At 65.4% G+C, this 20,447-nt stretch carries 22 protein-coding genes; 10 read left to right on the top strand and 12 right to left on the bottom strand.

Going from position 1 to position 20,447, the window contains the following annotated elements:
- Nucleotides 1–85 precede the first annotated feature (85 nt).
- Nucleotides 86–730 carry an SACE_7040 family transcriptional regulator gene (locus AC1D14_RS06465; protein ID WP_476968233.1) on the top strand — a complete coding sequence of 215 codons (645 nt, stop codon included), beginning with the start codon at nucleotides 86–88 and terminating at the stop codon, nucleotides 728–730.
- Between the two features lie 76 nt (nucleotides 731–806).
- Here the strand turns inward: AC1D14_RS06465 and AC1D14_RS06460 are convergent, their stop codons facing one another.
- Genes AC1D14_RS06460 through pdhA form a run of 3 tightly spaced genes read right to left on the bottom strand, consistent with a single transcriptional unit; the run spans nucleotide 807 to nucleotide 4,407 of the window.
- Nucleotides 807–2,210, bottom strand: a complete 1,404-nt coding sequence (locus tag AC1D14_RS06460) for a dihydrolipoamide acetyltransferase family protein (protein WP_476968201.1) — start codon at nucleotides 2,208–2,210, stop codon at nucleotides 807–809.
- An 8-nt stretch (nucleotides 2,211–2,218) separates the two neighbouring features.
- The gene (locus AC1D14_RS06455; protein WP_476968200.1) at nucleotides 2,219–3,229 is read right to left on the bottom strand and encodes an alpha-ketoacid dehydrogenase subunit beta; all 1,011 of its coding nucleotides are present in this window, start codon (nucleotides 3,227–3,229) and stop codon (nucleotides 2,219–2,221) included.
- A complete protein-coding gene (gene pdhA, locus AC1D14_RS06450; RefSeq protein ID WP_230119038.1) occupies nucleotides 3,229–4,407 on the bottom strand; it encodes a pyruvate dehydrogenase (acetyl-transferring) E1 component subunit alpha in 1,179 nt (392 codons plus the stop codon). Before pdhA ends, AC1D14_RS06455 begins: the two co-directional genes overlap by 1 nt.
- Nucleotides 4,408–4,602: 195 nt before the next feature.
- Between pdhA and AC1D14_RS06445 the strand changes: the two genes are divergently transcribed.
- The 4 genes from AC1D14_RS06445 to AC1D14_RS06430 all read left to right on the top strand — a co-directional run bounded on the left by AC1D14_RS06445 (nucleotide 4,603) and on the right by AC1D14_RS06430 (nucleotide 6,926).
- A complete protein-coding gene (locus AC1D14_RS06445; RefSeq protein WP_230119037.1) occupies nucleotides 4,603–5,082 on the top strand; it encodes an Lrp/AsnC family transcriptional regulator in 480 nt (159 codons plus the stop codon).
- Nucleotides 5,083–5,208: 126 nt separating this feature from the next.
- Nucleotides 5,209–5,793, top strand: coding sequence for a hypothetical protein (locus tag AC1D14_RS06440; RefSeq protein ID WP_230119036.1), 585 nt, complete (start codon nucleotides 5,209–5,211; stop codon nucleotides 5,791–5,793).
- 111 nt (nucleotides 5,794–5,904) lie between these two features.
- On the top strand, nucleotides 5,905–6,309 hold the full coding sequence (locus AC1D14_RS06435) for a DUF4383 domain-containing protein (protein WP_230119035.1): 405 nt from the start codon (nucleotides 5,905–5,907) through the stop codon (nucleotides 6,307–6,309).
- The gene (locus tag AC1D14_RS06430) at nucleotides 6,309–6,926 is read left to right on the top strand and encodes a hypothetical protein (protein WP_230119034.1); all 618 of its coding nucleotides are present in this window, start codon (nucleotides 6,309–6,311) and stop codon (nucleotides 6,924–6,926) included. Before AC1D14_RS06435 ends, AC1D14_RS06430 begins: the two co-directional genes overlap by 1 nt.
- A 142-nt stretch (nucleotides 6,927–7,068) precedes the next feature.
- Here AC1D14_RS06430 and AC1D14_RS06425 read toward each other — a convergent pair whose 3' ends face one another.
- Nucleotides 7,069–8,685, bottom strand: a complete 1,617-nt coding sequence (locus AC1D14_RS06425) for a solute symporter family protein (RefSeq protein WP_230119033.1) — start codon at nucleotides 8,683–8,685, stop codon at nucleotides 7,069–7,071.
- On the bottom strand, nucleotides 8,682–9,062 hold the full coding sequence (locus AC1D14_RS06420; RefSeq protein ID WP_230119032.1) for a DUF485 domain-containing protein: 381 nt from the start codon (nucleotides 9,060–9,062) through the stop codon (nucleotides 8,682–8,684). Before AC1D14_RS06420 ends, AC1D14_RS06425 begins: the two co-directional genes overlap by 4 nt.
- Nucleotides 9,063–9,230: 168 nt before the next feature.
- Here AC1D14_RS06420 and AC1D14_RS06415 point away from each other — a divergent pair, with 168 nt between their 5' ends.
- From AC1D14_RS06415 to AC1D14_RS06400, 4 genes are read left to right on the top strand one after another with little or no spacing between them, the layout of a single operon-like run.
- Nucleotides 9,231–10,421 (top strand): sensor histidine kinase, encoded by a 1,191-nt coding sequence (locus tag AC1D14_RS06415; RefSeq protein ID WP_230119031.1) that lies wholly within the window; start codon nucleotides 9,231–9,233, stop codon nucleotides 10,419–10,421.
- A gap of 31 nt (nucleotides 10,422–10,452) precedes the next feature.
- On the top strand, nucleotides 10,453–11,172 hold the full coding sequence (locus tag AC1D14_RS06410; protein WP_230119030.1) for a LytR/AlgR family response regulator transcription factor: 720 nt from the start codon (nucleotides 10,453–10,455) through the stop codon (nucleotides 11,170–11,172).
- A complete protein-coding gene (locus AC1D14_RS06405) occupies nucleotides 11,169–11,519 on the top strand; it encodes a DUF485 domain-containing protein (protein ID WP_230119029.1) in 351 nt (116 codons plus the stop codon). Before AC1D14_RS06410 ends, AC1D14_RS06405 begins: the two co-directional genes overlap by 4 nt.
- A 7-nt stretch (nucleotides 11,520–11,526) precedes the next feature.
- The gene (locus AC1D14_RS06400; RefSeq protein ID WP_476880899.1) at nucleotides 11,527–12,993 is read left to right on the top strand and encodes a sodium/solute symporter; all 1,467 of its coding nucleotides are present in this window, start codon (nucleotides 11,527–11,529) and stop codon (nucleotides 12,991–12,993) included.
- Nucleotides 12,994–13,038: 45 nt separating this feature from the next.
- Here the strand turns inward: AC1D14_RS06400 and AC1D14_RS06395 are convergent, their stop codons facing one another.
- The 6 genes from AC1D14_RS06395 to rpsB all read right to left on the bottom strand — a co-directional run bounded on the left by AC1D14_RS06395 (nucleotide 13,039) and on the right by rpsB (nucleotide 18,027).
- On the bottom strand, nucleotides 13,039–13,626 hold the full coding sequence (locus tag AC1D14_RS06395) for a DivIVA domain-containing protein (protein WP_230119027.1): 588 nt from the start codon (nucleotides 13,624–13,626) through the stop codon (nucleotides 13,039–13,041).
- Between the two features lie 81 nt (nucleotides 13,627–13,707).
- On the bottom strand, nucleotides 13,708–14,631 hold the full coding sequence (locus AC1D14_RS06390; protein ID WP_230119026.1) for a phosphatidate cytidylyltransferase: 924 nt from the start codon (nucleotides 14,629–14,631) through the stop codon (nucleotides 13,708–13,710).
- Entirely contained in the window at nucleotides 14,631–15,188 is a 558-nt protein-coding gene (gene frr / locus AC1D14_RS06385; RefSeq protein WP_230119025.1) for a ribosome recycling factor, read from the bottom strand. Before frr ends, AC1D14_RS06390 begins: the two co-directional genes overlap by 1 nt.
- 98 nt (nucleotides 15,189–15,286) lie before the next feature.
- Nucleotides 15,287–16,024, bottom strand: coding sequence for a UMP kinase (pyrH, locus tag AC1D14_RS06380; RefSeq protein WP_230119024.1), 738 nt, complete (start codon nucleotides 16,022–16,024; stop codon nucleotides 15,287–15,289).
- A gap of 126 nt (nucleotides 16,025–16,150) precedes the next feature.
- Nucleotides 16,151–16,987: a translation elongation factor Ts gene (gene tsf / locus AC1D14_RS06375; protein WP_230119023.1), complete on the bottom strand. Its 837-nt coding sequence runs from the start codon at nucleotides 16,985–16,987 to the stop codon at nucleotides 16,151–16,153.
- Between the two features lie 128 nt (nucleotides 16,988–17,115).
- Nucleotides 17,116–18,027, bottom strand: coding sequence for a 30S ribosomal protein S2 (rpsB, locus tag AC1D14_RS06370; protein WP_230119022.1), 912 nt, complete (start codon nucleotides 18,025–18,027; stop codon nucleotides 17,116–17,118).
- 422 nt (nucleotides 18,028–18,449) lie between these two features.
- On the opposite strand from rpsB, the gene AC1D14_RS06365 reads away from it, so the two are divergent.
- The gene (locus AC1D14_RS06365) at nucleotides 18,450–18,998 is read left to right on the top strand and encodes a M23 family metallopeptidase (protein ID WP_230119021.1); all 549 of its coding nucleotides are present in this window, start codon (nucleotides 18,450–18,452) and stop codon (nucleotides 18,996–18,998) included.
- Nucleotides 18,999–19,060: 62 nt separating this feature from the next.
- On the opposite strand, the gene AC1D14_RS06360 is transcribed toward AC1D14_RS06365, so the two are convergent.
- Nucleotides 19,061–20,251 (bottom strand): acyl-CoA dehydrogenase family protein, encoded by a 1,191-nt coding sequence (locus tag AC1D14_RS06360; protein ID WP_230119020.1) that lies wholly within the window; start codon nucleotides 20,249–20,251, stop codon nucleotides 19,061–19,063.
- Between the last annotated feature and the right edge of the window lie 196 nt (nucleotides 20,252–20,447).

The following is a 20,447-nucleotide window of genomic DNA, read 5'->3' as shown; positions in this document are numbered from 1 at the left end:
GAGTTTGCAGTTGCGAGGAGGAAATGTGCCGATCACGGAGCAGGGCCGGCTTGCCGGCGGCGGCCACGGCTCACAGCCGGACGCCCTGGCCGAGGGTGCCCAGCCGACCCGTGCCACCCAGCGCAGCCGAGCCAAGGAAACCCGACGGCAGGCTCTGCTGTCCGCCGCCGCGTCGCTCTTCGCCGTCAACGGCTTCAACCGCGTCTCCCTGGAGGACCTCGGGGCCGCCGCCGGCGTCAGCGGGCCGGCCGTCTACCGCCACTTTCCGGGGAAACAGGCCGTGCTGGGTGCCCTGCTGCTGAGCGTCAGCCAGGACCTGCTCGACGGCGGACAGCGCGTGGTGGCCGATGCCGGGGACCCTGCAGCGGCCCTGGGCAGGCTAGTGCAGTTCCATGTGGACTTCGCGCTGAGCAACCCCGATGTGATCCGTGTCCAGGACCGGGACTTCAGCAACCTTTCCGACGAGGACCAGGCGGAGGTCCGGGCACTGCAGCGCAGCTACGTGGAGCTCTGGGTTGACGTGCTGGCGGGAATCCACACCGAGACGGAAACGGCAGACCTCCGGATGCGTGCCCATGCGACCTTCGGGCTGATCAACTCCACTCCCCACTCGGTGAGGAACCATGGCCGGCGAATGGCCATCAAGTCGGCCAGGCCTCTGCTGGAGAACATGGCACTCGCGGCACTGACTGCCCCCGCCGTTCCCCCGGCCCCCGTTCCCCCGGCTTAGCGCGCATGAGCGGCCCTTGCCCGCATGACCGTTGCTGCCAGTCAACGGTTATGCGGGCCAGGGCAGCTTCTGCGTTCTAGCCCATCGCGAGCGCCATGCCGGGATCGGCGAGGAGGGCACCGAGGTCCGCCAGGAACCTTGAACCCTGCTCGCCGTCCACCAGCCGGTGGTCGAAGGAGAGGCTCAGGGTCATGACCTGGCGGAGGGCGATCTGGTCCTGGTATTCCCACGGCATCTTCCGCACCGCGCCCATGGCCAGGATCGCGGCCTCGCCCGGGTTCAGGATGGGCGTGCCGGCGTCGATGCCGAAGACCCCGATGTTGGTGATGGAGATGGTGCCGCCGGAAAGGTCCGACGGGCTGGTCTTGCCGGCCCTGGCCGTCTCGGTCAGTTCGGCGAGTGCCGTGGACAGCCCGGACAGCGTCATCCGGTCCGCGTCCTTGATGTTGGGAACGGTGAGGCCGCGGGGTGTGGCCGCCGCAATCCCGAGGTTCACATAGTTGAACTGCACGATCTCCTGGTTGGCTTCGTCCCACCGGGAATTCAGGGTGGGATTGCGCCGCAGGGCAATCAGCGCTGCCTTGGCCACGAGCGTCAGCGGCGTCAGCTTGAGCCCCGCAAAGGCCTTGCCGGACTTGAGCCGGGCCAGCAGCTCCATCGCAGGCGTGACGTCAACGGTGAGGAACTCCGTGACGTGCGGCGCTGTGAAAGCACTGGACACCATGGCTGCCGCCGTGAACTTGCGGACTCCCTTGATAGGCGTGCGCGCTTCGCGCTCGCCCTGGCCGTACCCACCGCGCCCCTGGGGCTGCCCGGCCCCTGCCGCCGCGAGCTCCTGGGCCGCGGCCGGGAGGTCCCCGCCGCCCACGAAATTCCGGACGTCATCCCGGGTTATGAGACCGCCCGGGCCGCTGCCCAGAACTTCCCCCAAAGCCACCCCGAGGTCCTTGGCCAGCTTACGAACCGGCGGCGTGGACCGGGGACGTTCGGCAGGCGTGGATTCGACGGGCGGGGTTTGCACAGGCGTGGATTCGACAGGCGGGGTTTGCACAGGTCTAGTTTCGACGGGCGGGGTTTGCACAGGCTCAACCAGCGGCATCGACGCTGCCGCGAAGTTGCGCTGCCTGCGCACCGGGCGGCCGGAGCTTTCGACGACGGCACCATACCCCACGAGGTTCGGTTCCCTCTTGGCGGGGGCCGCCTCGGTCTCCCCGCCATCGGCGGGCTGGCCGCCGGCGTCGCCCTCCACCTCGAAGGAGACGATCGGCTTGCCGACTTCCACCACGGTGCCGGGCTGCTCATGCAGGGCAGTAATCACTCCCGCGAAGGGCGACGGAAGCTCCACCACAGCCTTGGCGGTTTCCACCTCGGCGATGATCTGGTTCAGGGTGACGGTGTCTCCGACGTTCACCTTCCAGCTGACGATTTCGGATTCGGTCAGGCCTTCGCCGAGATCGGGGAGCCGGAATTCCTTGATCATGGTGGCGGTCATCCTTCCAGCCCGCTCAGCGAATTCGGGCGGCCGAGCGCGCGGTCCACGCCGTCGAGAATCCTGTCGAGGCTGGGAAGATGGTGCATCTCGAGCTTGGAGTAGGGGTACGGCACGTCGAAGCCTGTGATGCGGACGGGTGCCGCCTCGAGATGGTAAAAACAGCGTTCGGTGATGCTGGCGGCAAGCTCGGCGCCCAGGCCGCCTGACTGTCCGGCCTCATGGGTGATCACCATCCTGCCGGTCTTACGCACGGACGCCTCCACGGTGGCAAAATCCACCGGAGCCAGCGAGCGGAGATCGATGACTTCCACGGACACGCCTTCATCAGCGGCTGCCATGGCGGCGTCGCGGGCGGTCTTCACGAGCGGCCCGTAGGCCACGAGCGTGACGTCGTGGCCCTCCGTGATCACCCGGGCCTTTTCTATTGACAGAGAACCGGCAGCGTCAAGGGACTCATCCACTTCGCCTTTGTCGTGGTAGCGGCGCTTGGGCTCGAAGTAGAGCACCGGGTCATCGCAGGAGATGGCCTGCTGGATCATGGTGTGCGCATCCTGCGGGCTGGACGGGCTGACCACGCGGAGGCCCGAGGTGTGCGTGAAGTAGGCCTCGGGAGATTCGGAGTGGTGCTCGGGCGAACCGATTCCTCCGCCGAACGGAACGCGGATCGTGATGGGCATTTTCACCGCGCCTTGCGTGCGGTAGTGAAGCTTGGCCACCTGGCACACAATTTGATCGAAGGCAGGGTAAATGAACCCGTCGAACTGAATCTCCACCACCGGACGGTAGCCGCGGTAGGCAAGCCCAACCGCGGTGCCCATGATTCCGGACTCGGCCAGCGGGGTGTCCACCACGCGGTGTTTGCCGAAGTCCTTCTGCAGCCCGTCCGTCACACGGAAGACGCCGCCAAGGGTTCCGATGTCCTCGCCCATGAGGATGACCTTGGGATCGTTTTCAAGGGACTTGCGAAGCCCGGAGTTTATTGCCCGGGCAAAGGTCATCTGGGTCATCAGCGTGCACCTTCTTCTGAATGGGCTCCTGCGGGATCACCGAAGGATGCCAGGTAACGGGAATAATGGTCCTGCTGGCGGTCCAGCCACGAGTTCGGCGTGCTGTAGACGTGTTTGAAAATGTCCAGCGGCTCCGGTTCGGGCATATTGATGCAGCCTGCACGCATCTCGCGGGCCACGGCATCGGCCTTCTGCTGCACGGCGGCTTCAAATTCCTCGGTCAGCAGGCCCTTTCGGTCCAGCAGCGCCTTGACGCGGCGGATCGGATCCTTCGCGGCCCAGTCCTCCAGTTCGTTGGCGTCGCGGTACCGGGTGGGGTCGTCCGCCGTCGTGTGCGGGCCCATCCGGTAGGTGACGGCCTCAATGAAGGTCGGGCCGCCGCCGCGCCGGGCGCGGTCCAGGGCAACCCGGGTGGCTGCCATGACGGCCAGGACGTCGTTGCCGTCCACGCGCATGCTGGGGATGCCAAAGCCTGCCGCGCGGTCCGCGATCTGGATGTGGGACTGGAGCCGCACCGGTTCGGAGATGGCCCAGTGGTTGTTCTGGCAGAAGAACACAACCGGCGCCTGGAAGCTGGCTGCAAAGACCAAGGCCTCGTTGACGTCGCCCTCGCTCGTGGCGCCGTCGCCGAAATAGGTGATGGCCACGGAATCTACGCCGTCGTTCTGGATGCCCATGGCGTAGCCGGTGGCGTGCAGGGTCTGGGCGCCAATGATTATTTGGGGCGTCGCCATGTTGACCGTGTAGGGGTCCCAGCCCGAGGAGGCGTTGCCCCGCCAGACACGCACAATGTCGGTCAGATCCACTCCGCGGCAGTAGGCAACTCCGTTGTCGCGGTAACTGGAAAAAACAAAATCGTCGGCCCGGAGCGCCCTGGCAGAACCGATCTGCGACGCTTCCTGGCCCAACAGCGGCGGCCAGAGGGCAAGCTCGCCCTGCCTCTGCAGCGCCGTGGCTTCCGTATCGATCCGCCGGATGGCCACCAGGTCCTCGTACAGGGTGCCCAGCTGCTCGTCTGAAATGTCCTGGACCCAGGGGTCGAACTCCGGGTGGCTGACGCGTTCCCCTGTGGGGGTGATCAGCTGGACCAGGTTCTGGCCGGCCCCGCCTTGATGTCCTGCCCTGTTGCCCGGGCCCCCGGCGGCTGTACCGCCCTGGCCCAACTCGTCTGTCAACACAGTTGTGCAACCTTCTGACGTCGTGTCACCGTCCCGCGGAAGGACTCGTGATCCCGCCGCATTCCGGCCTTCCGGGCGCCGTTGCTCCGGATAATTGTGACCATACTCACAATGCTCAGGCGGTACAACCACCGCCGCAAAAACTGAGCACAATGCATCATATGAACGGCCCAGACCGTGCTAGCCTTGCGCATTATGCAAGCTTTGGATGGCACTGACACCCGGCTCCTTTCGGCCTTGGCGCGCGATCCCCGGCGGACTGTTGTGGCACTGGCCCAGAAGCTCGGCCTGTCGCGGAACACGGTCCAGGCCAGGATGGCCCAGCTCGAAAAGAAACACGTCTTCCTTTCGTTTGAACGGCGCATCAACCCGGTCTCCCTCGGCTACCCCCTAATGGCCTTCATCTCGGTGCACGTCCAGCAGCAGAAGCTCGGAAGCCTGGCAGAGGAACTGGCCAGCGTGCCGGAAATCCTGGAAGGCTACGGGCTCACAGGCTCGGCAGACCTCCTGTTGCGCGTTGTGGCCCTCGACGCCGAAGACCTCTTCCGGATCAACGGAAAAATCCTCGCCTGCGACGGCGTGGACAGGACGGATACGGCGCTGGCCATGGGCGAGCTGATCCCTTTCCGGATCCAGCCGCTCCTGGACCGTGGCTCAGCGACCGACCAGAGCTAAACCCGTTGTCCCGTTCCCGTGCTGCCGGGACCGGGCTATAGGCTAATCCCACGTGAAGTGACCGGGCGCCGGCAGCGGGCCCAGCAACCAGGCGCGCCGGTGCAGCGGCTGCCGGAAAGGCCCACCTTGAGCAACACCCCGGACCCGCATGAACCAGGGCCGACGCCGCCCAACGGGCCGGGCGGCCAGCAGCCGACCAGCCAGCAGCCGTATACCCGGCAGCGGTTCGGCAGGAACACCCTGCCCCCTACTCCTTTCAGCCTGCCGGGCCAGCCTCCGGCAAAGAGCCGGAAAGGCCTCTGGATCGTTTTGGGGATCGTGGGCGGCGTCCTGCTCCTGGTTGCCGTGGGAGTCACCCTTCTGGTGAATCTCGTGGGCGGGGCAACACGCCATGCCTCGGATCTCGCCGATGATTTCACCAGGCTCGTCATTTCAGGCGAAACCAACAAGGCCTACAACGACTTTATGGACCCTGCCCTGAAGCAGCGGTTGTCCCTGGAAGACTTCGCCTCGGGGGTCCGCAGCCTGAACCTGGACCCGTCGTGCACCACGTCCTACGACGACCTAAAAGTCAGTGCCCAGAACGGCACCAACATCGCCGACGTGGCGGGCCTCATTCAGTGCAACGGGCGGGACATCGAACTCGTCTACCGCTTCGCCGGGACGGACGAGCTCAAGATGGTCACCATCCGGCTCAAGCCCAAGACCTGACCGTCACCCATCCACCGGCCGGTGTGGTCCGAATTGCTTCCGAGAGTCCCGTCCGGGGCTCCGCAACCCGGCCGGGACGCGTGTCCCGGCCCTACCGGAAGGATTCGGGCCATGCGCAATTCACCGAACCGCCTCATTGCCACCGCCTTCGGAGCCGTCTACCTCCTCGTGGGGCTTGTCGGATTCGCCGTGACCTCGGGAATCGGTTTCTTCTCCACCGAAGGCGCCAACCTCATCATTTTCGAAGTCAATCCCCTGCACAACGTCATTCACCTCGCCATCGGCGCGGCACTGCTGTATGCGGGCCTTAAAAACGTCCCGGCAGCCCGGACCATCAACGCAGGCGTAGGCGCCGTGTACCTCCTGGTGGGCATCCTTGGCCTGTTCCTGCTCAGCTCGCCGCTGAACATCATCGCCCTCAACGGTGCCGACAACGTGCTGCACCTGGCAAGCGCCGTTCTGCTGCTGGGCGTCGGCCTGTCCGTCGAGAAAACCCCCGCCGCAGTCCGCGTCTAATGAACGGCGGCCAGGCAGTCCTGCCTCTGGAGAACCCACGGGAAACGGCCGTCCGGCTGCTCGCCGGCTTTGCAGGCTTCGGCACGGCGGCGGTCAACCTCGCGATTTCCTCCAGCCTGTTCGCGGCCGGAGGCCTGCCCGGCCACCCATGGCCAATGCCCCTTGCCACAGCTGCGGCCATATGGGGAGTCGCCCTGTTGGGCTGGACTGTGGCGGCCCTTAGAAACAGCAGCTTTCCGCTGCCAGGCTGGTCCGCCGTCCTGCTGCCGGCCGCCGCTGCCGTCCACTTGCTGGCAATTGTCACCGGCGGCAGCGGCAACATGGCTGGCCTCAACGTCAGCCACCTCGCCGCCCTGCTGCTGACCCTCACTATCATCGCCGCCCAAGGCTGGCTGCGCCGCCAGGCCCTTGGGAGGACGGACGACGGCGGACTCCCCGGCACTGACAGCCCGGCCGGCGCTTCCGGTGCAGGACGGATGCTCGCAGCGGCCTTCGCGGGAGCTGTCGCCGTGGCTGCCATAGCGACGCCGGGACTCGCGGCCTCCGCCGCCGGACAGTTCGCCGTCCCGCACGGAAGCCATTTCGACAGCGGCGCGGGAGGACACCACGGTCCCTGACCGCCGCGGTCAGAGCACTGCGACAAAGCAGCCCTGAAGACGGGAGGCCCCCGCGCGGCTCCAACTTTCGGAGGTGCAGTTCAGCCGCGCGGGAGCTTCCGTCATGCCGCCATGTCAGCGGCCCGGATCATCGCTCACGGGGCTAGTGGTCAACGGCCTTCTCGGCGCCCACGCCGGTCAGTGAACGGACCTCCATCTCGGCCTGCTTGGTGGTGTCCTCCCTCTTCTTGTCCAGGACCGTGCCAAGCCAGCCCAAAAAGAATGCCAGCGGGATGGACACGATGCCCGGGTTGCTCAACGGGAAGACGGCGAAGTTGGCGCCCGGAAGCATGGACGTCTTCGCTCCGGAGACCACCGGCGACAACGCGATCAGGATGATCGCCGAGGCGAGGCCGCCGTACATGCTCCAGACGGCGCCCTGGGTGGTGAATCTGCGCCAGAACAGCGAGTAGATGATGGTCGGCAAGTTGGCGGAGGCCGCGACGGCAAACGCGAGCGCCACCAGGAAGGCCACGTTCTGCCCGTTGGCGAAGATGCCGCCGAGAATCGCCATGATGCCGATGACCACCACAGTGCGTCGCGCCACCTTGACCTCTGTGTCGGCGTCGGCCTTTCCCTTGGCGATGACGCTGGCATAGATGTCATGGGCGAAGGACGCCGCAGCTGTGATGGTGAGCCCGGCCACCACGGCGAGGATGGTGGCGAAGGCCACCGCCGAGATGAATCCCAGGAGCAGCGGTCCGCCCAGGTAGAAGGCAAGCAGCGGAGCTGCGGAGTTGACCCCGCCCGGGGCTGCCTTGATGGTGTCGGCACCGACCAGCGCGGCAGCGCCATAGCCCAGGACCAGGGTGAAGAGGTAGAACAGGCCGATCAGCCCGATGGACCACACAACGGACTTCCGGGCTTCCTTGGCCGTGGGCACGGTGTAGAAGCGCATCAGCACGTGCGGCAGGGCTGCCGTGCCGAGGACCAGGGCAAGGCCCAGGGACATGAAGTCCAGCTTGGAGGTTTCGGTCTTGCCGTACTGCAGTCCGGGGTTCAGCACTGCCGGGTTCTTCGCGGTTTCCACCGCGCCGCCCAGCAGGTCGGAGAGGTTGAAGCCGTAGATCGCCAGGACCCAGAAGGTCATGACGGCGGCACCTGCGATGAGCAGCATCGCCTTGATGATCTGCACCCACGTGGTTCCCTTCATGCCGCCGATGAGGACGTACATGATCATGAGGGCGCCCACGACGATGATCACCAGGGCCTGGCCGCCCCAGTCGCTGATGCCCAGCAGCAGGGAGATCAGGCTGCCCGCGCCGGCCATCTGGGCGAGGAGGTAGAAGAAGCAGACGGCCAGCGTGGAGATGGCTGCCGCGATGCGGACCGGGCGCTGTTTGAGGCGGAAGGAGAGGACATCGGCCATGGTGAACTTACCGGTGTTGCGGAGCAGTTCCGCCACCAGTAGGAGCGCCACGAGCCACGCGACCAGGAAACCGATGGAGTACATGAAGCCGTCATAGCCGTTGACGGCGATGGCGCCCGTGATGCCCAGGAACGAGGCCGCGGACAGGTAGTCGCCCGCGATGGCCGTTCCGTTCTGCGATCCGGTGAAGGACCGGCCGGCGGCGTAGTAATCAGCCGCGGTCTTGTTGTTCCGGCTCGCCCGCAGGACGATCACCATGGTGACCGCGACAAACAGGCCGAAGATCCCCATGTTCAGGAGGGTTGTGTCCTTGAGCGCGGCGACGTCGACCGCCGCTGGAATGCTGATCATGGAGTTTCCCCGCCCACGCGGTTGCCCGCTTTGTCGAATTCGTGTCCTTCAATACCGTGGCGGATCTCCGCTGCGATGGGGTCCAGCCTCCTGTTGCAGTAGCTGACGTACCAGCCGGTGATGGCAAATGTGGTGACGAACTGCAGCAGGCCCATGATCAGCCCGACGTTGATGTTCCCCCACACCTTGGTGGACATGAAGTCCGCGGCGTAGTCGGCCAGCAGCACATAGGCGAAGTACCACAGCAGGAATGCAATGGCCATGGGAAACACAAAGCTGCGGTGGCGCTTACGCAGTTCCCTGAACTGCTCGGTGGCTTGGACTTCCTTGAAGTCCGCGGACGCCGCTACGTCCGGAGTTCGGGCGTCATTACCCATCATTCCTCCTCATTGAGACTGCCTCCCACACCGCCGGCCGCACAATCCTCCGCCGATGTGACTCCCATCACTGTGCTCCCTTCCTGTGCGGCGTGACCAGTGGTCGCGGAAAACCGGTCGCCTAGCGGTCGCGATGCTGCGGCAAACGGCACGCGCTACGCTGGCTGCATGCCCGACTCTCCCCTCTATTCCGCGGCGGCCGTTGCGGTCATCGCCTTGGCGATCGCCGTCGTCGTCGGCGTTGGACTCAAGGTGCTCCGTTCCTTCCGCGAGCTGGGCACCGATGCCGAGCGGGCCACCTACAACACGCTGCACGCGGCGTCGAAAGCCGGCCAGCACTTGCGGACGGGACTGAATCCCGCGGGGGCCTCAAAAGCCAGCAAACAGTTGCGGGCCCTGCTGGGCTGCGACGCACTGGCCATCACGGACGTGTCCGGGGTGCTGGCATGGGACGGTGCCGCCGATGAGCTCAGGCCGCGGCTGATGGGCCTCGCCGCGGATGTGCTCACGGGCGGACGGACCCAAGTGATCAATGCCGGGGAATATCCCGTCCTGTCCGTCGGGCGCATTGCGTCCGCCGTCATTGCGCCGATCAGGGCCGGGTCCCGCGTGGTGGGCGTAGTTGCGGCCTTTGCCCCGTCCGCCGGCGCCGGCCTGGTGCGCGCCACGAGCGAAGTGGCGGACTGGGTGGCAGCGCAGGTGGAGCTGGCCGAACTTGATGCTTCGCGGACGCTGCTGATGGAGGCGGAGGTGCGGGCCCTGCGGGCGCAGATCAGTCCGCACTTCATCTACAACTCCCTGAACGCGATCGCATCCTTCATCAATACCGACCCCACGCGGGCGCGCGAGCTTGTGGTGGAGTTCGCGGACTTCACCCGGTACTCGTTCCGCCGGCACGGCGATTTCACCACCCTGGCCGAGGAACTGCGGTGCATCGACCGGTACCTCCTGCTGGAACGGGCACGGTTCGGCGATCGGGTCCAGGTGAGCCTGCGGATCGCCCCCGAAGTGCTGAGCACGGTCATTCCCTTCCTGAGCCTGCAGCCACTGGTGGAAAACGCCGTCCGGCACGGCCTGGAAGCGAAGGAGGGGCCCGGACACATCACCATCGCGGCGAACGATTCCGGCGCATTCGCGGAAGTCACCATCGAGGACGACGGCGTGGGGATGGATCCGGTGCAGCTCCAGTCCATGCTCGCGGGGCATACGGACGGCGAACACGTTGGCCTGCGGAACGTGGACGCACGCCTTCGCCAGGTCTACGGTGACGACCACGGACTGGTGATCGAGACGGCTCCAGGGGAAGGGACGCTGATCACCATGCGGGTTCCGAAGTCCCAGCCTGGCCATGACGCCTGAACCCTCCCGGACCGGAAGATAACCTAGAACCATGATTAACGTCCTCGTCGCCGACGACGAGCTGCCCGCCGTTGAAGAACTCGCCTTCCTGCTGGGCAAGGATGACCGTATCGGCACAATCCACCGCGCATCATCCGGGGCCGAGGCGCTGCGGGCTCTGGAAGCGGAGTCCGTGGATGCTGTCTTCCTCGATATCCACATGCCGGCGGTGTCCGGCCTGGACATCGCACGGGTGATTTCCCGCAGCGCCCGGCCGCCGGCCGTCGTATTTGTCACCGCCGACGAGGACTGCGCGCTCGAGGCGTTCGAGCTGGCGGCGGTGGACTACCTGCTGAAGCCGGTGCGTGCCGAGCGGCTCGCCCGTTCTGTGGGGCGGATCAGCGAACTGATCCGCGACGGCGGCGCGGTGCCGGAGATGATCACGGTTGACCAGGGCGGCACCACCAGGATGATCCGGCGCGACGACGTCATGTATGTCCAGGCGCAGGGCGACTACGCCAGGCTCCACACCGCCGATGCCAGCTATCTGATCCGGGTCCCACTGGCGGACCTTGAGCAGCAGTGGGCGGACGCCGGCTTCATCAGGACGCACCGTTCCTACCTCATTGCACTGTCCCACGTCACGCACCTGAAGCTGACCGCAGCCCGCCCCAGTGTCACCGTGGAGGCCGCCGAACTGCCGATCAGCCGGCGGCTTCTGCCGGCTGTCAGGGAGAAGCTCGAAGCGACCCGCATCCGGCCGCAGGCATGACGCGGATCAGGGTGACGGCGCCGCGCTCCGCGGCCAGGCCTGTCCTCCAGTCGCGGGAAGCGGCAGAGGAATCAGCGGTGGGGCAGGTCTTCGTCCGGTCCCTGATCCGTTCGCAGCTGCGGCTTGCCCTCGTGGTGGCGGGCGGCTTCCTCCTGATCCTTGGCGCCTTTCCGCTCCTGCTGGCAGCCATCCCCGGACTGGCGGAGTCACGGGTTGCCGGCATCCCCTTCGACTGGCTGCTTTTGGGCGCAGGCATCTACCCTGTGACGGGGCTCAGCGCCTGGCTGTACATCCGCAGCGCCGCGCGGAACGAGGCCCGTTACCGCGACCTCGCCGAGGACAGGTGATGGCCCGGTGAACCCCGCCGTGGGGATCCTTGCCATCGCAGCCGTCTCCGTCGCCACGGCCGTCATCGGCTTCTACGGGCTCCGGATTTCCCGGACCACCGGCGACTTCTACGTCGCGTCCCGCACCGTCCGGCCTTGGTGGAATGCATCCGCGATCGGCGGCGAGTATCTGTCCGCCGCGAGCTTCCTGGGCGTGGCCGGACTGATTCTGCTGTCCGGCACCGATGCCCTGTGGTTCCCCGTGGGCTACACGGCCGGGTACCTGATGCTCCTGCTGTTCGTGGCCGCCCCGCTCCGCCGCTCGGGGGCCTACACGATTCCCGATTTCACCGAGGCCCGGCTGGATTCCCGGGCCGTGCGGCGGGTGACAAGCCTCGCCGTGGTTATCGTGGGCTGGCTGTACATCGTCCCCCAGCTCCATGGCGCTGCCCTCACGATCCGGACCACGACGGGCCTGCCGGCATGGGTGGGGTCCACGGCCGTCGTGGTGGTCGTGTGCCTGACGGTCGTGGCCGGAGGGATGCGCTCCATCACCTTCGTGCAGGCCTTCCAATACTGGCTCAAGCTCACCGCGCTGGCCGTACCGTTTGTTTTCATCGTCCTGGCCCTGACAGACAACGGCACCCCCGCGGTGGCCGCTGCTGCCACGAACCCCACGGGGCTGGCCCCCGCCGGTCCGTACCAGAACATCTCGCTGCTGGTCGCCCTGCTGTTCGGAACGCTGGGACTGCCGCATGTGCTGGTTCGGTTCTACACCAACCCGGACGGGCATTCAGCCCGGCGGACCACCCTGATCGTGCTGGGGCTGCTGTCCGTGTTCTATCTGTTCCCCACGGCCTACGGGCTCGCCGGCCGGGTGTTCGCGCCGGGACTTGCCCAGGCGGGGCAGGCCGACGCACTCGTCCTGCTGCTGCCCGGGCGCCTCATCGGCGGACCGGCCGGCGAACTGCTGTCCGCGCTGGTCGTGGCGGGCGCCTTTGCCGCTTTCCTCTCCACAACGTCGGGACTCGTGGTTTCCCTCGCCGGCGTGATCAGCCAGGATGTGCTCGGCGGCAGCGTCCGCGGATTCAGGCTGGCCGCGCTCATTTCCGCGACGGTTCCGCTGGGCTTGGCGTTCATGACGGATTCCCTGGCTTTGGCCGGCAGCGTGGGACTGGTGTTCGCCTTCACGGCCTCGACCATCTGCCCGGTGCTGTTGCTGGGCATCTGGTGGCGGGGCCTTACCGACGCCGGCGCCATCGCAGGCATGGCGACAGGCGGCCTGCTCTGCGGCGGAGCCATGGTGGCCGGCGGTGCACTCGGCGCTGGCGGCACACCCTTCTGGCTGGCGCAACCCGCGGCGTGGACAGTGCCCGCCGCCTTCGCCGTCATGATCCTGACGTCCAGGGCCACGAAAAAACGGGTCCCGCGAACGATCACCAAGGTGATGACCAGGCTCCATACGCCCGAACGGCCCCTCGCCACAGAGCGTTAAATCACACGCGTTCCACGGCGGTCGGAGTGCTGCGTCATGTTGGGGTCAGTCGATGGCAGCCATGAGTTCGACCACCCGGTCCAGGAAGGCGTCCACCTGGGTTTCCTCGTAGCCGGCCTGGCCCACGGCCGGGCGGAACACGGCGCGGCGGACGTTATCGACGCTGAGCGGCTTGTCCTCTTCGAGGTAGCCGATCAGGTCCATGCACAGCCGGTCCACGTCCTTGGTGCTGTAGCTGCGCGCCTTCTTCTTGGCCGGGCGGCGGAACCGCTCGCCGTCGGGCCGGTGGAGCCGGCCCCTCAGAGTTCCGGAAAGCTGCCCGATCTGCCGCAGCCAGGCCTCTTCTCCCTGCTCGGCTATGAGTTCGTCGCGTTCACGCCGGGCGAAGGCATCCTCCAGCCGGTCCAGCGCCGCGTCCACGTTGGTGGCCGCGTATCCGCCCTTGACGGGGTCGAAGGACACGGCCCGGACGTCGGCGCTTCGGATGGGGTGGACGGCCGTCTCGGGTGTCTCGAGTGAAACGCGGGCCCGCTGCAGGAACTGGTCCACCTGCTTGGCGTTATAACCGTATACGGTGCGGGCCACGCGTTCGAAAGACGCGGGAATCTGCCGTTTGCTGTCCACTCTTACCATGTTTCCTTCAATGCTTTTCAGCTAAGTCGTAACCGCACCATTTTAGGGCGTTGCGGTGTGCCGCCCCGTGCCGGGTAGCTGTCAGGCCCCGGAGACGAGGACGAACAGCAGGAAGGCCACCGGGGACGCGAAGACGATGGAATCCAGCCGGTCCATGACCCCGCCGTGGCCGGGAAGGATGCTGCTCATGTCCTTAATGCCGAGTTCGCGCTTGACCATGGATTCCGCAAGATCGCCGGCGGTAGAGGATGCCACCATTCCCACGGCGAGAATCACTCCCACCCACCACGGTTTCCCGAGTACGAAGACACAGGCCAGGATGCCAATCACCATCGCCCCCGCAATGGATCCGGCAAAGCCTTCCCACGATTTCTTGGGACTGATCTTGGGAGCCATCGGGTGCTTGCCCAGTGAAGCGCCCACCAAGTAGCCGAAGGTGTCGTTGGAGACCACCAGCAGAAGCAGAATGACCACCTGCCAGGCACCCTCAGGCACCGCTCCGCCGGGCCACAGTCCTATGGGGGTCACGCCCACCGCAACGTGGAGCGGCAGTGCGGCGAAACTGATCAGGAAGGGAACCCACGCCAAGGTAAAGACACCGGCGAAAATGCTGCGTGATGAGCCGACGGCGCTTTCGACCGAGCGCCACAGGAGAACAGCCACGCTGCTGGCCAGCAAGGCGAACAACAGGCTTTCCAGCCCACCGAAGTAGGCCGAAAACGGCATGGCCACGGTGCCTACCATCACCGGGACAATGGGCAGCCGCGTGCCGTTGGCCTCCAGTGCGCGGAAGATTTCCCACACTCCAAAGACGGCGAACGTGGTGGTCACTGCGACGAAACCCAGCGGCAGGAACAGCAGCCCGCCCAGCACTGCGAAGAGCATGGCCAGTCCGACGGCGGTTGCCGCCGGCAGGTTGCGCCCGGCTCCGGGAGTCGGATTAGGCCTCGGCTGCCGGGTCCGCGATCGCGCCCGCGCTCCGGGGGCCTGCTGTGCTTGGCCCATCAGACTTCGAGCAGCTCTGCTTCCTTGCGCTTCAGCAGCTCATCGATACCGTCGACATGCTGCTTGGTGATGGCGTCGAGCTCCTTTTCCCCTCGGCTGCCCTCGTCCTCGCCGGCCTCGCCGTCCTTGACCAGGCGGTCCAGGGTTTCCTTGGCCTTGCGGCGGATGTTGCGGATGGAGACCTTGGCGTCTTCGCCCTTGGACTTGACGATCTTCACGTATTCTTTGCGGCGTTCCTGAGTGAGGTCAGGAATGGTGATGCGGATAACGTTGCCGTCGTTGGACGGGTTGGCTCCGACTTCAGAGTCACTAAGGGCACGTTCAATGTCGCGCAGGGCGGTCTTGTCGTACGGGGTGATCAGGATGGTGCGCGCATCGGGAACCGCGAAGGACGCCAGCTGCTGAAGGGGCGTGGGGGTTCCGTAGTACTCCACCATCACCTTGTTGTAGAGGCCCGGGGTTGCCCGGCCCGTCCGGATCGAGGCGAAGTCTTCCTTGGCTACCTCGACTGCCTTGTCCATCTTGTCCCCGGCTTCGAGCAAGGTTTCTTCGATCACGGTCTCTCCTCAGAAATCGGTTCCCGGCGGACCGGGGCATTTCACAATCCTGGTTCCGCCCGATGGACGGAACCTTCCTAGAAATATCCTAGCTGTAACTAGGGGGTGACCAGCGTTCCCAGCTCTTCACCGCGGATGGCACGCGTGACGTTGCCTTCGCCTTCCATGCCAAAAACCACCATGGAGAGGTTGTTGTCCTTGCACATGGTCATGGCCGTCTGGTCCATGACCCGGATGTCGCGGCGAAGCGCGTCGTCGTAGCTGAGCTTTTCCAGCTTCTCGGCGGTCGGATCCTTCTTGGGGTCGGCGGTGTAGACGCCGTCCACACCGCTCTTCGCCATGAGCACCACGTCCGCGTGGACCTCGAGGGCGCGTTGTGCGGCCACCGTGTCCGTGGAAAAGTACGGCAGGCCGGCACCGGCACCGAAGATGACCACCCTGCCCTTCTCCATGTGGCGGATGGCGCGGCGTGGAATGTACGCCTCGGCGACCTGTCCCATGGTGATGGCGCTCTGGACACGGGTCCCGACGCCGGCCTGCTCAAGGAAGTCCTGGAGTGCCAGGCAGTTCATGACTGTTCCCAGCATGCCCATGTAGTCGGCACGTGAGCGGTCCATTCCGCTTTGGGACAGTTCGGCTCCGCGGAAGAAGTTGCCGCCGCCCACCACAATGGCAACCTCGACGTCGGGAACGGCTGCGGCGATCTGTTTGGCGACTCCGCGGACGGTGTCCGGGTCGACGCCGAGCTTGCCGCCTCCGAAGACCTCACCGGACAGCTTCAGGAGGACCCGGCGCCTGCTCTTCTCTGACTGGACTGAAGTATTGACGGCTTCCATGGTGCCTTCCCGTTGGTGAGTTCTGAGCTAGGTTATCGTGCTGTGCGGCCAAAGCTCATATCCCGCTGTGGCCGGTGCATGCAAAAGGGGCGGCCACCGAAGTGACCACCCCCCTTGCGTGTCTGACTAGGAACCGACGCGGAAACGCGTGAAGGCTGTTCCCTTGACGCCGGCCTCTTCGAGGATCTGCGCAACAGACTTCTTGGCATCCTTGGCGAAGGCCTGGTCGACCAGGACTTCACCCTTGTAGAAGCCCGTCACGCGGCCTTCCACAATCTTGGTCATGGCGGCTTCGGGCTTGCCCTCGGCCTTGGCAGTCTCCTCGGCGATGCGGCGCTCGGACGCGACCAGGTCAGCCGGAACATCCTCGCGGGAGAGGTAGTTCGGGGCCATGGCTGCGATGTGGACCGCGACGTCGTGGGCTGCGGTGGCAGCAGCTTCACCTTCACCATCAACGGCGAACAGAACGCCGACCTGGGCCGGAAGGTCCTTGGAGGTCTTGTGCAGGTAAGCGTCGACCGTGGCACCCTCGATGCGGGAGATGCGGCGGACTACTACCTTCTCGCCGAGGATGGCGCCCTCTTCGACAACAACCTCGGACAGCGGCTTGCCGTCCACGTCGGTGGCGAGCAGGGTCTCGAGGTCGGCTGCGCCGGACTCGACGGCGATGGCCAGGACCCTGTCGGCGAGCTGGATGAACTTGTCAGCCTTGGCCACGAAGTCGGTCTCGCAGTTGACTTCAATCATCACGCCGACCTTGCCGTCGACCTTGGCAGCAACCAGGCCTTCAGCGGTGGAACGACCTTCACGCTTGGTAGCGCCCTTCAGGCCCTTGATGCGGATGATCTCGATAGCCTTCTCGGCGTCGCCGTTGGCTTCGTCGAGAGCCTTCTTGACATCCATCATGCCGGCGCCGGTGCGCTCGCGCAGAGCCTTGATATCAGCGGCAGTGTAGTTCGCCATGTGAACCCCTCTGTCTAGAAAATTTATGTGGTGTACGGACCGACAGGACGGCAGCTCACCTGGTGAGCCGCCATCCTGTCAGTTACCCCGGCGCTGGGAACAGCGCCGGGAAATCCCGGTGGAGTTGTTTACTTCTCGGCGTCGGTGGCCTCGGCAGCAGCCGGGGCTTCCTCTGCAGCGGGGGCAGCTTCAGCAGCCGGCGCCTCAGCAGCCGGGGCTTCCTCTGCAACCGGTGCCTCAGCAGCAGGTGCCTCAGCAGCGGCGGCTTCGGCCTTGCTGCCCTCGAGGAGTTCGCGCTCCCACTCGGCCAGCGGCTCTTCCGGGGTCTCGGCAGTGCCGGTTGCACGCTGGTTGCGGGCGATCAGGCCCTCTGCAACAGCGTCAGCAACAACGCGGGTCAGGAGGTTCACGGAGCGGATGGCGTCGTCGTTGCCCGGGATCGGGAAGTCGACTTCGTCGGGATCGCAGTTGGTGTCCAGGATGGCCACAACCGGGATGTTGAGCTTCTTGGCTTCGTCAACAGCCAGGTGTTCCTTCTTGGTGTCCACGATCCAGAGCACGGAAGGTGCCTTGGTGAGGTTGCGGATACCACCGAGGTTGGACTCAAGCTTCGTGAGTTCGCGACGGAGGAGCAGCAGTTCCTTCTTGGTGTAAGCGGAACCGGCGACGTCGTCGAAGTCGATCTCTTCGAGTTCCTTCATGCGCTGGATACGCTTGGCAACCGTCTGGAAGTTGGTCAGCATGCCGCCGAGCCAACGCTGGTTGACGTACGGCTGGCCAACGCGGGTGGCCTGCTCGGCAATTGCTTCCTGGGCCTGCTTCTTGGTGCCGACGAAGAGCACGGTGCCGCCGTGTGCAACGGTGGCCTTGACGAACTCGTACGCGCGGTCGATGTAGGACAGCGACTGCTGGAGGTCAATGATGTAGATGCCGTTGCGCTCCGTGAAGATGAATCGCTTCATCTTCGGGTTCCAACGACGTGTCTGGTGTCCAAAGTGGACGCCGCTGTCAAGCAGCTGGCGCATGGTTACGACGGGCATGCCGACGCTCCTTCCGGCAGGTCATTCATGAGAGAGCCCGTAGGCCGCTCTTACCCTGCCAATAGTTGACGGTTAATTAGCTTCGCCCAAGGCAGGCGTTGCTCCTGGCATCCATTGCGCTTCTCATCAGGACCGTTGCCGGACCTGACCGCAAGAGGCACAATCCTCCGCCGGGAACCTGTGGCTTCCGGTGCTGGAGGGCTGGATACGCGTAGTCAGCTGCTGCTCCCCCGCACTCCTGAATGGGGCGTGCTGACGCTACCCAAGAGAATTGGAATACGTTGAGGGCACAGCAAACTGCTCCGTCAAGTGTACTACAGCGGTCCGCCGCCGATGCACCAACTTCCACGACTCCGCGGGCGTTTTCCACATACGGCGCGACGCCTGTTTTCACCATCCGGCATAGGCGCAAAGCTGGACAGATGAAAGCCTCCGTCCTCCTGACAGCTCTCCTGATCGCCGCTGCGGCCGCGGCGCCCTCGGCTGTTCCAGGAAACGGTCCGCCGGGCACCGGGCTCAGTCCGGCGGTTGTGCCGCCCGCTGCGCCGTCGTGGATCTGGCCGCTCACTCCCCGGCCCGCAGTGCTGCGGGCCTTCGATCCGCCGGACAAGCCGTGGCTTAGCGGGCACCGCGGCGTGGACCTCAGGTCGGCGTCCGACGGCGCCCCCGTCACCTCCCCGGAGAACGGCACCGTCAGCTTCGTGGGAGTTGTGGTGGACCGGCCCGTCATCACCGTTGACCACGGCAACGGCCTGCGCAGCAGCTTCGAACCCGTGCGCAGCACACTTTCGAAGGGCGACGCCGTGGGCAAGGGAGACCCCCTGGGCACGCTGCTCCCCGGGCACTGCGGGGCGACGCCATGCGTTCACTGGGGTGTGCGCCGGGGAGACGACTATGTGAATCCACTGCAATTCGTCCTGGATCTGAGGCCATCGATCCTTCTGCCACTGGAGCGGGATCCTCCCGGCTGACCGCACGCGTCAGGAGGGGGCAGCCGGCTGGTACCGGCGCTGACTAGACGATGGCCGGACCACTAGACGATGGCCGAAACGCCGGTGATGGCGCGCCCCGTGACCAGGGTGTTCACTTCGTGCGTCCCTTCGTAGGAGTAGACGGCCTCGGCGTCGGCGAAGATCTTGGCCATCTCGAAGTCGGTGACGATGCCGTTTCCGCCCAGCAGGCTGCGGCCCATGGCCACGCTTTCCCGCATGCGGGCGGTCGTAAAGGCCTTTGCAAGCGCTGATTGTTCGTCCTTGGCCTGCCCGGCGTCTTCCAGCTGTGACAGGCGGACCATCATGCCCATGGAGCTGACGGCATTCCCCAGGATCTGCACAAGCTGGCTTTGCACCAGCTGGAAGGAGGCCAGCGGGCGTCCGAACTGATGGCGTTCCACAGCGTAGCGGCGGGCGACGTCGAAGGCGGCCAGCTGCTGGCCCACAGCCTGCCAGGCCACGGCGAGGCGTGTGACCTTGAGGACCTTGTTGGTGTCGCGGAAACTGTCGGCGTTGGCCAGCTTGAAGAACTCCGGGACTGCCACGTTCTCGAGTGTGATGTCCGCGTTCTGGACCGTCCGGAGGGAGATCTTGTTCTCGATCTTGGTGGCGCTGAACCCGGGGAGGGTGGTGTCCACCAGAAAGCCCTTCACCTGGTTGTCGGTCACATCCCGGGCATAGATGACCACCCAGTCCGAGAATGTGGCATTGCCGATCCAGCGCTTGGCGCCATTGAGGATCCAGTGGTCGCCGTCGCGCCGTGCCGTGGTGCGGGTTCCGCCCGCAACGTCGGAGCCGCCCAGCGGTTCCGTCAGGCCGAAGGCGCCGATCTTCTTGAGGGAGTAAATGTCCGGCAGCCAGGCATCCTGCTGTTCCCGGGAGGCCAGCGCTTCTATGGATCCGGTGAAAAGGCCGTCGTGGACGCCCATGAACGTGGCGATGGACGTATCCGCCCGGGTGACTTCCGCGTGCACAATGCCGGCAAAAAGATTGGAGTAGCCCTGGCGCCGCACTGGGCTGACGAGGTCGATCTCGGCCAGCTTGGGAATCAGTTCCATGGGGAACTCGCCACGGTTCCAGCAGTCCACCGCAATGGGCTTCACCTCGCGGGCCAGGAAAGCGCGGATCTCGGCCAGCCGGTCCTGCTCCTTGCTGTTGAGCAACTGCTCGAAGGCGAAAAAGTCTCCGTCGGCATAGGGAAGGTTGTTGATGTCAATTGCGGCTTCGGACATGGTGTTCCTTCGCGGTGATCAGCAGTGACCTGAGAGACTCCGGGCATTGCACCTAAGATATGTTACTGACCAGTAACTTACCGCAGTTGCCGCGGGAAACAAAGCCCACGGAAACGACATCCTTCCCGGGGAACGAGGCAGGCCCGGAGACCGGGCCCCCCGGAAAGCAGAAAGAGCCGTGACCGACGTTGAAACG

Source organism: Arthrobacter sp. P1_B11 (assembly GCF_056406715.1).
Note: the sequence above shows the minus strand (reverse complement) of the source record. Positions and strands in the feature narration are given on the sequence as shown.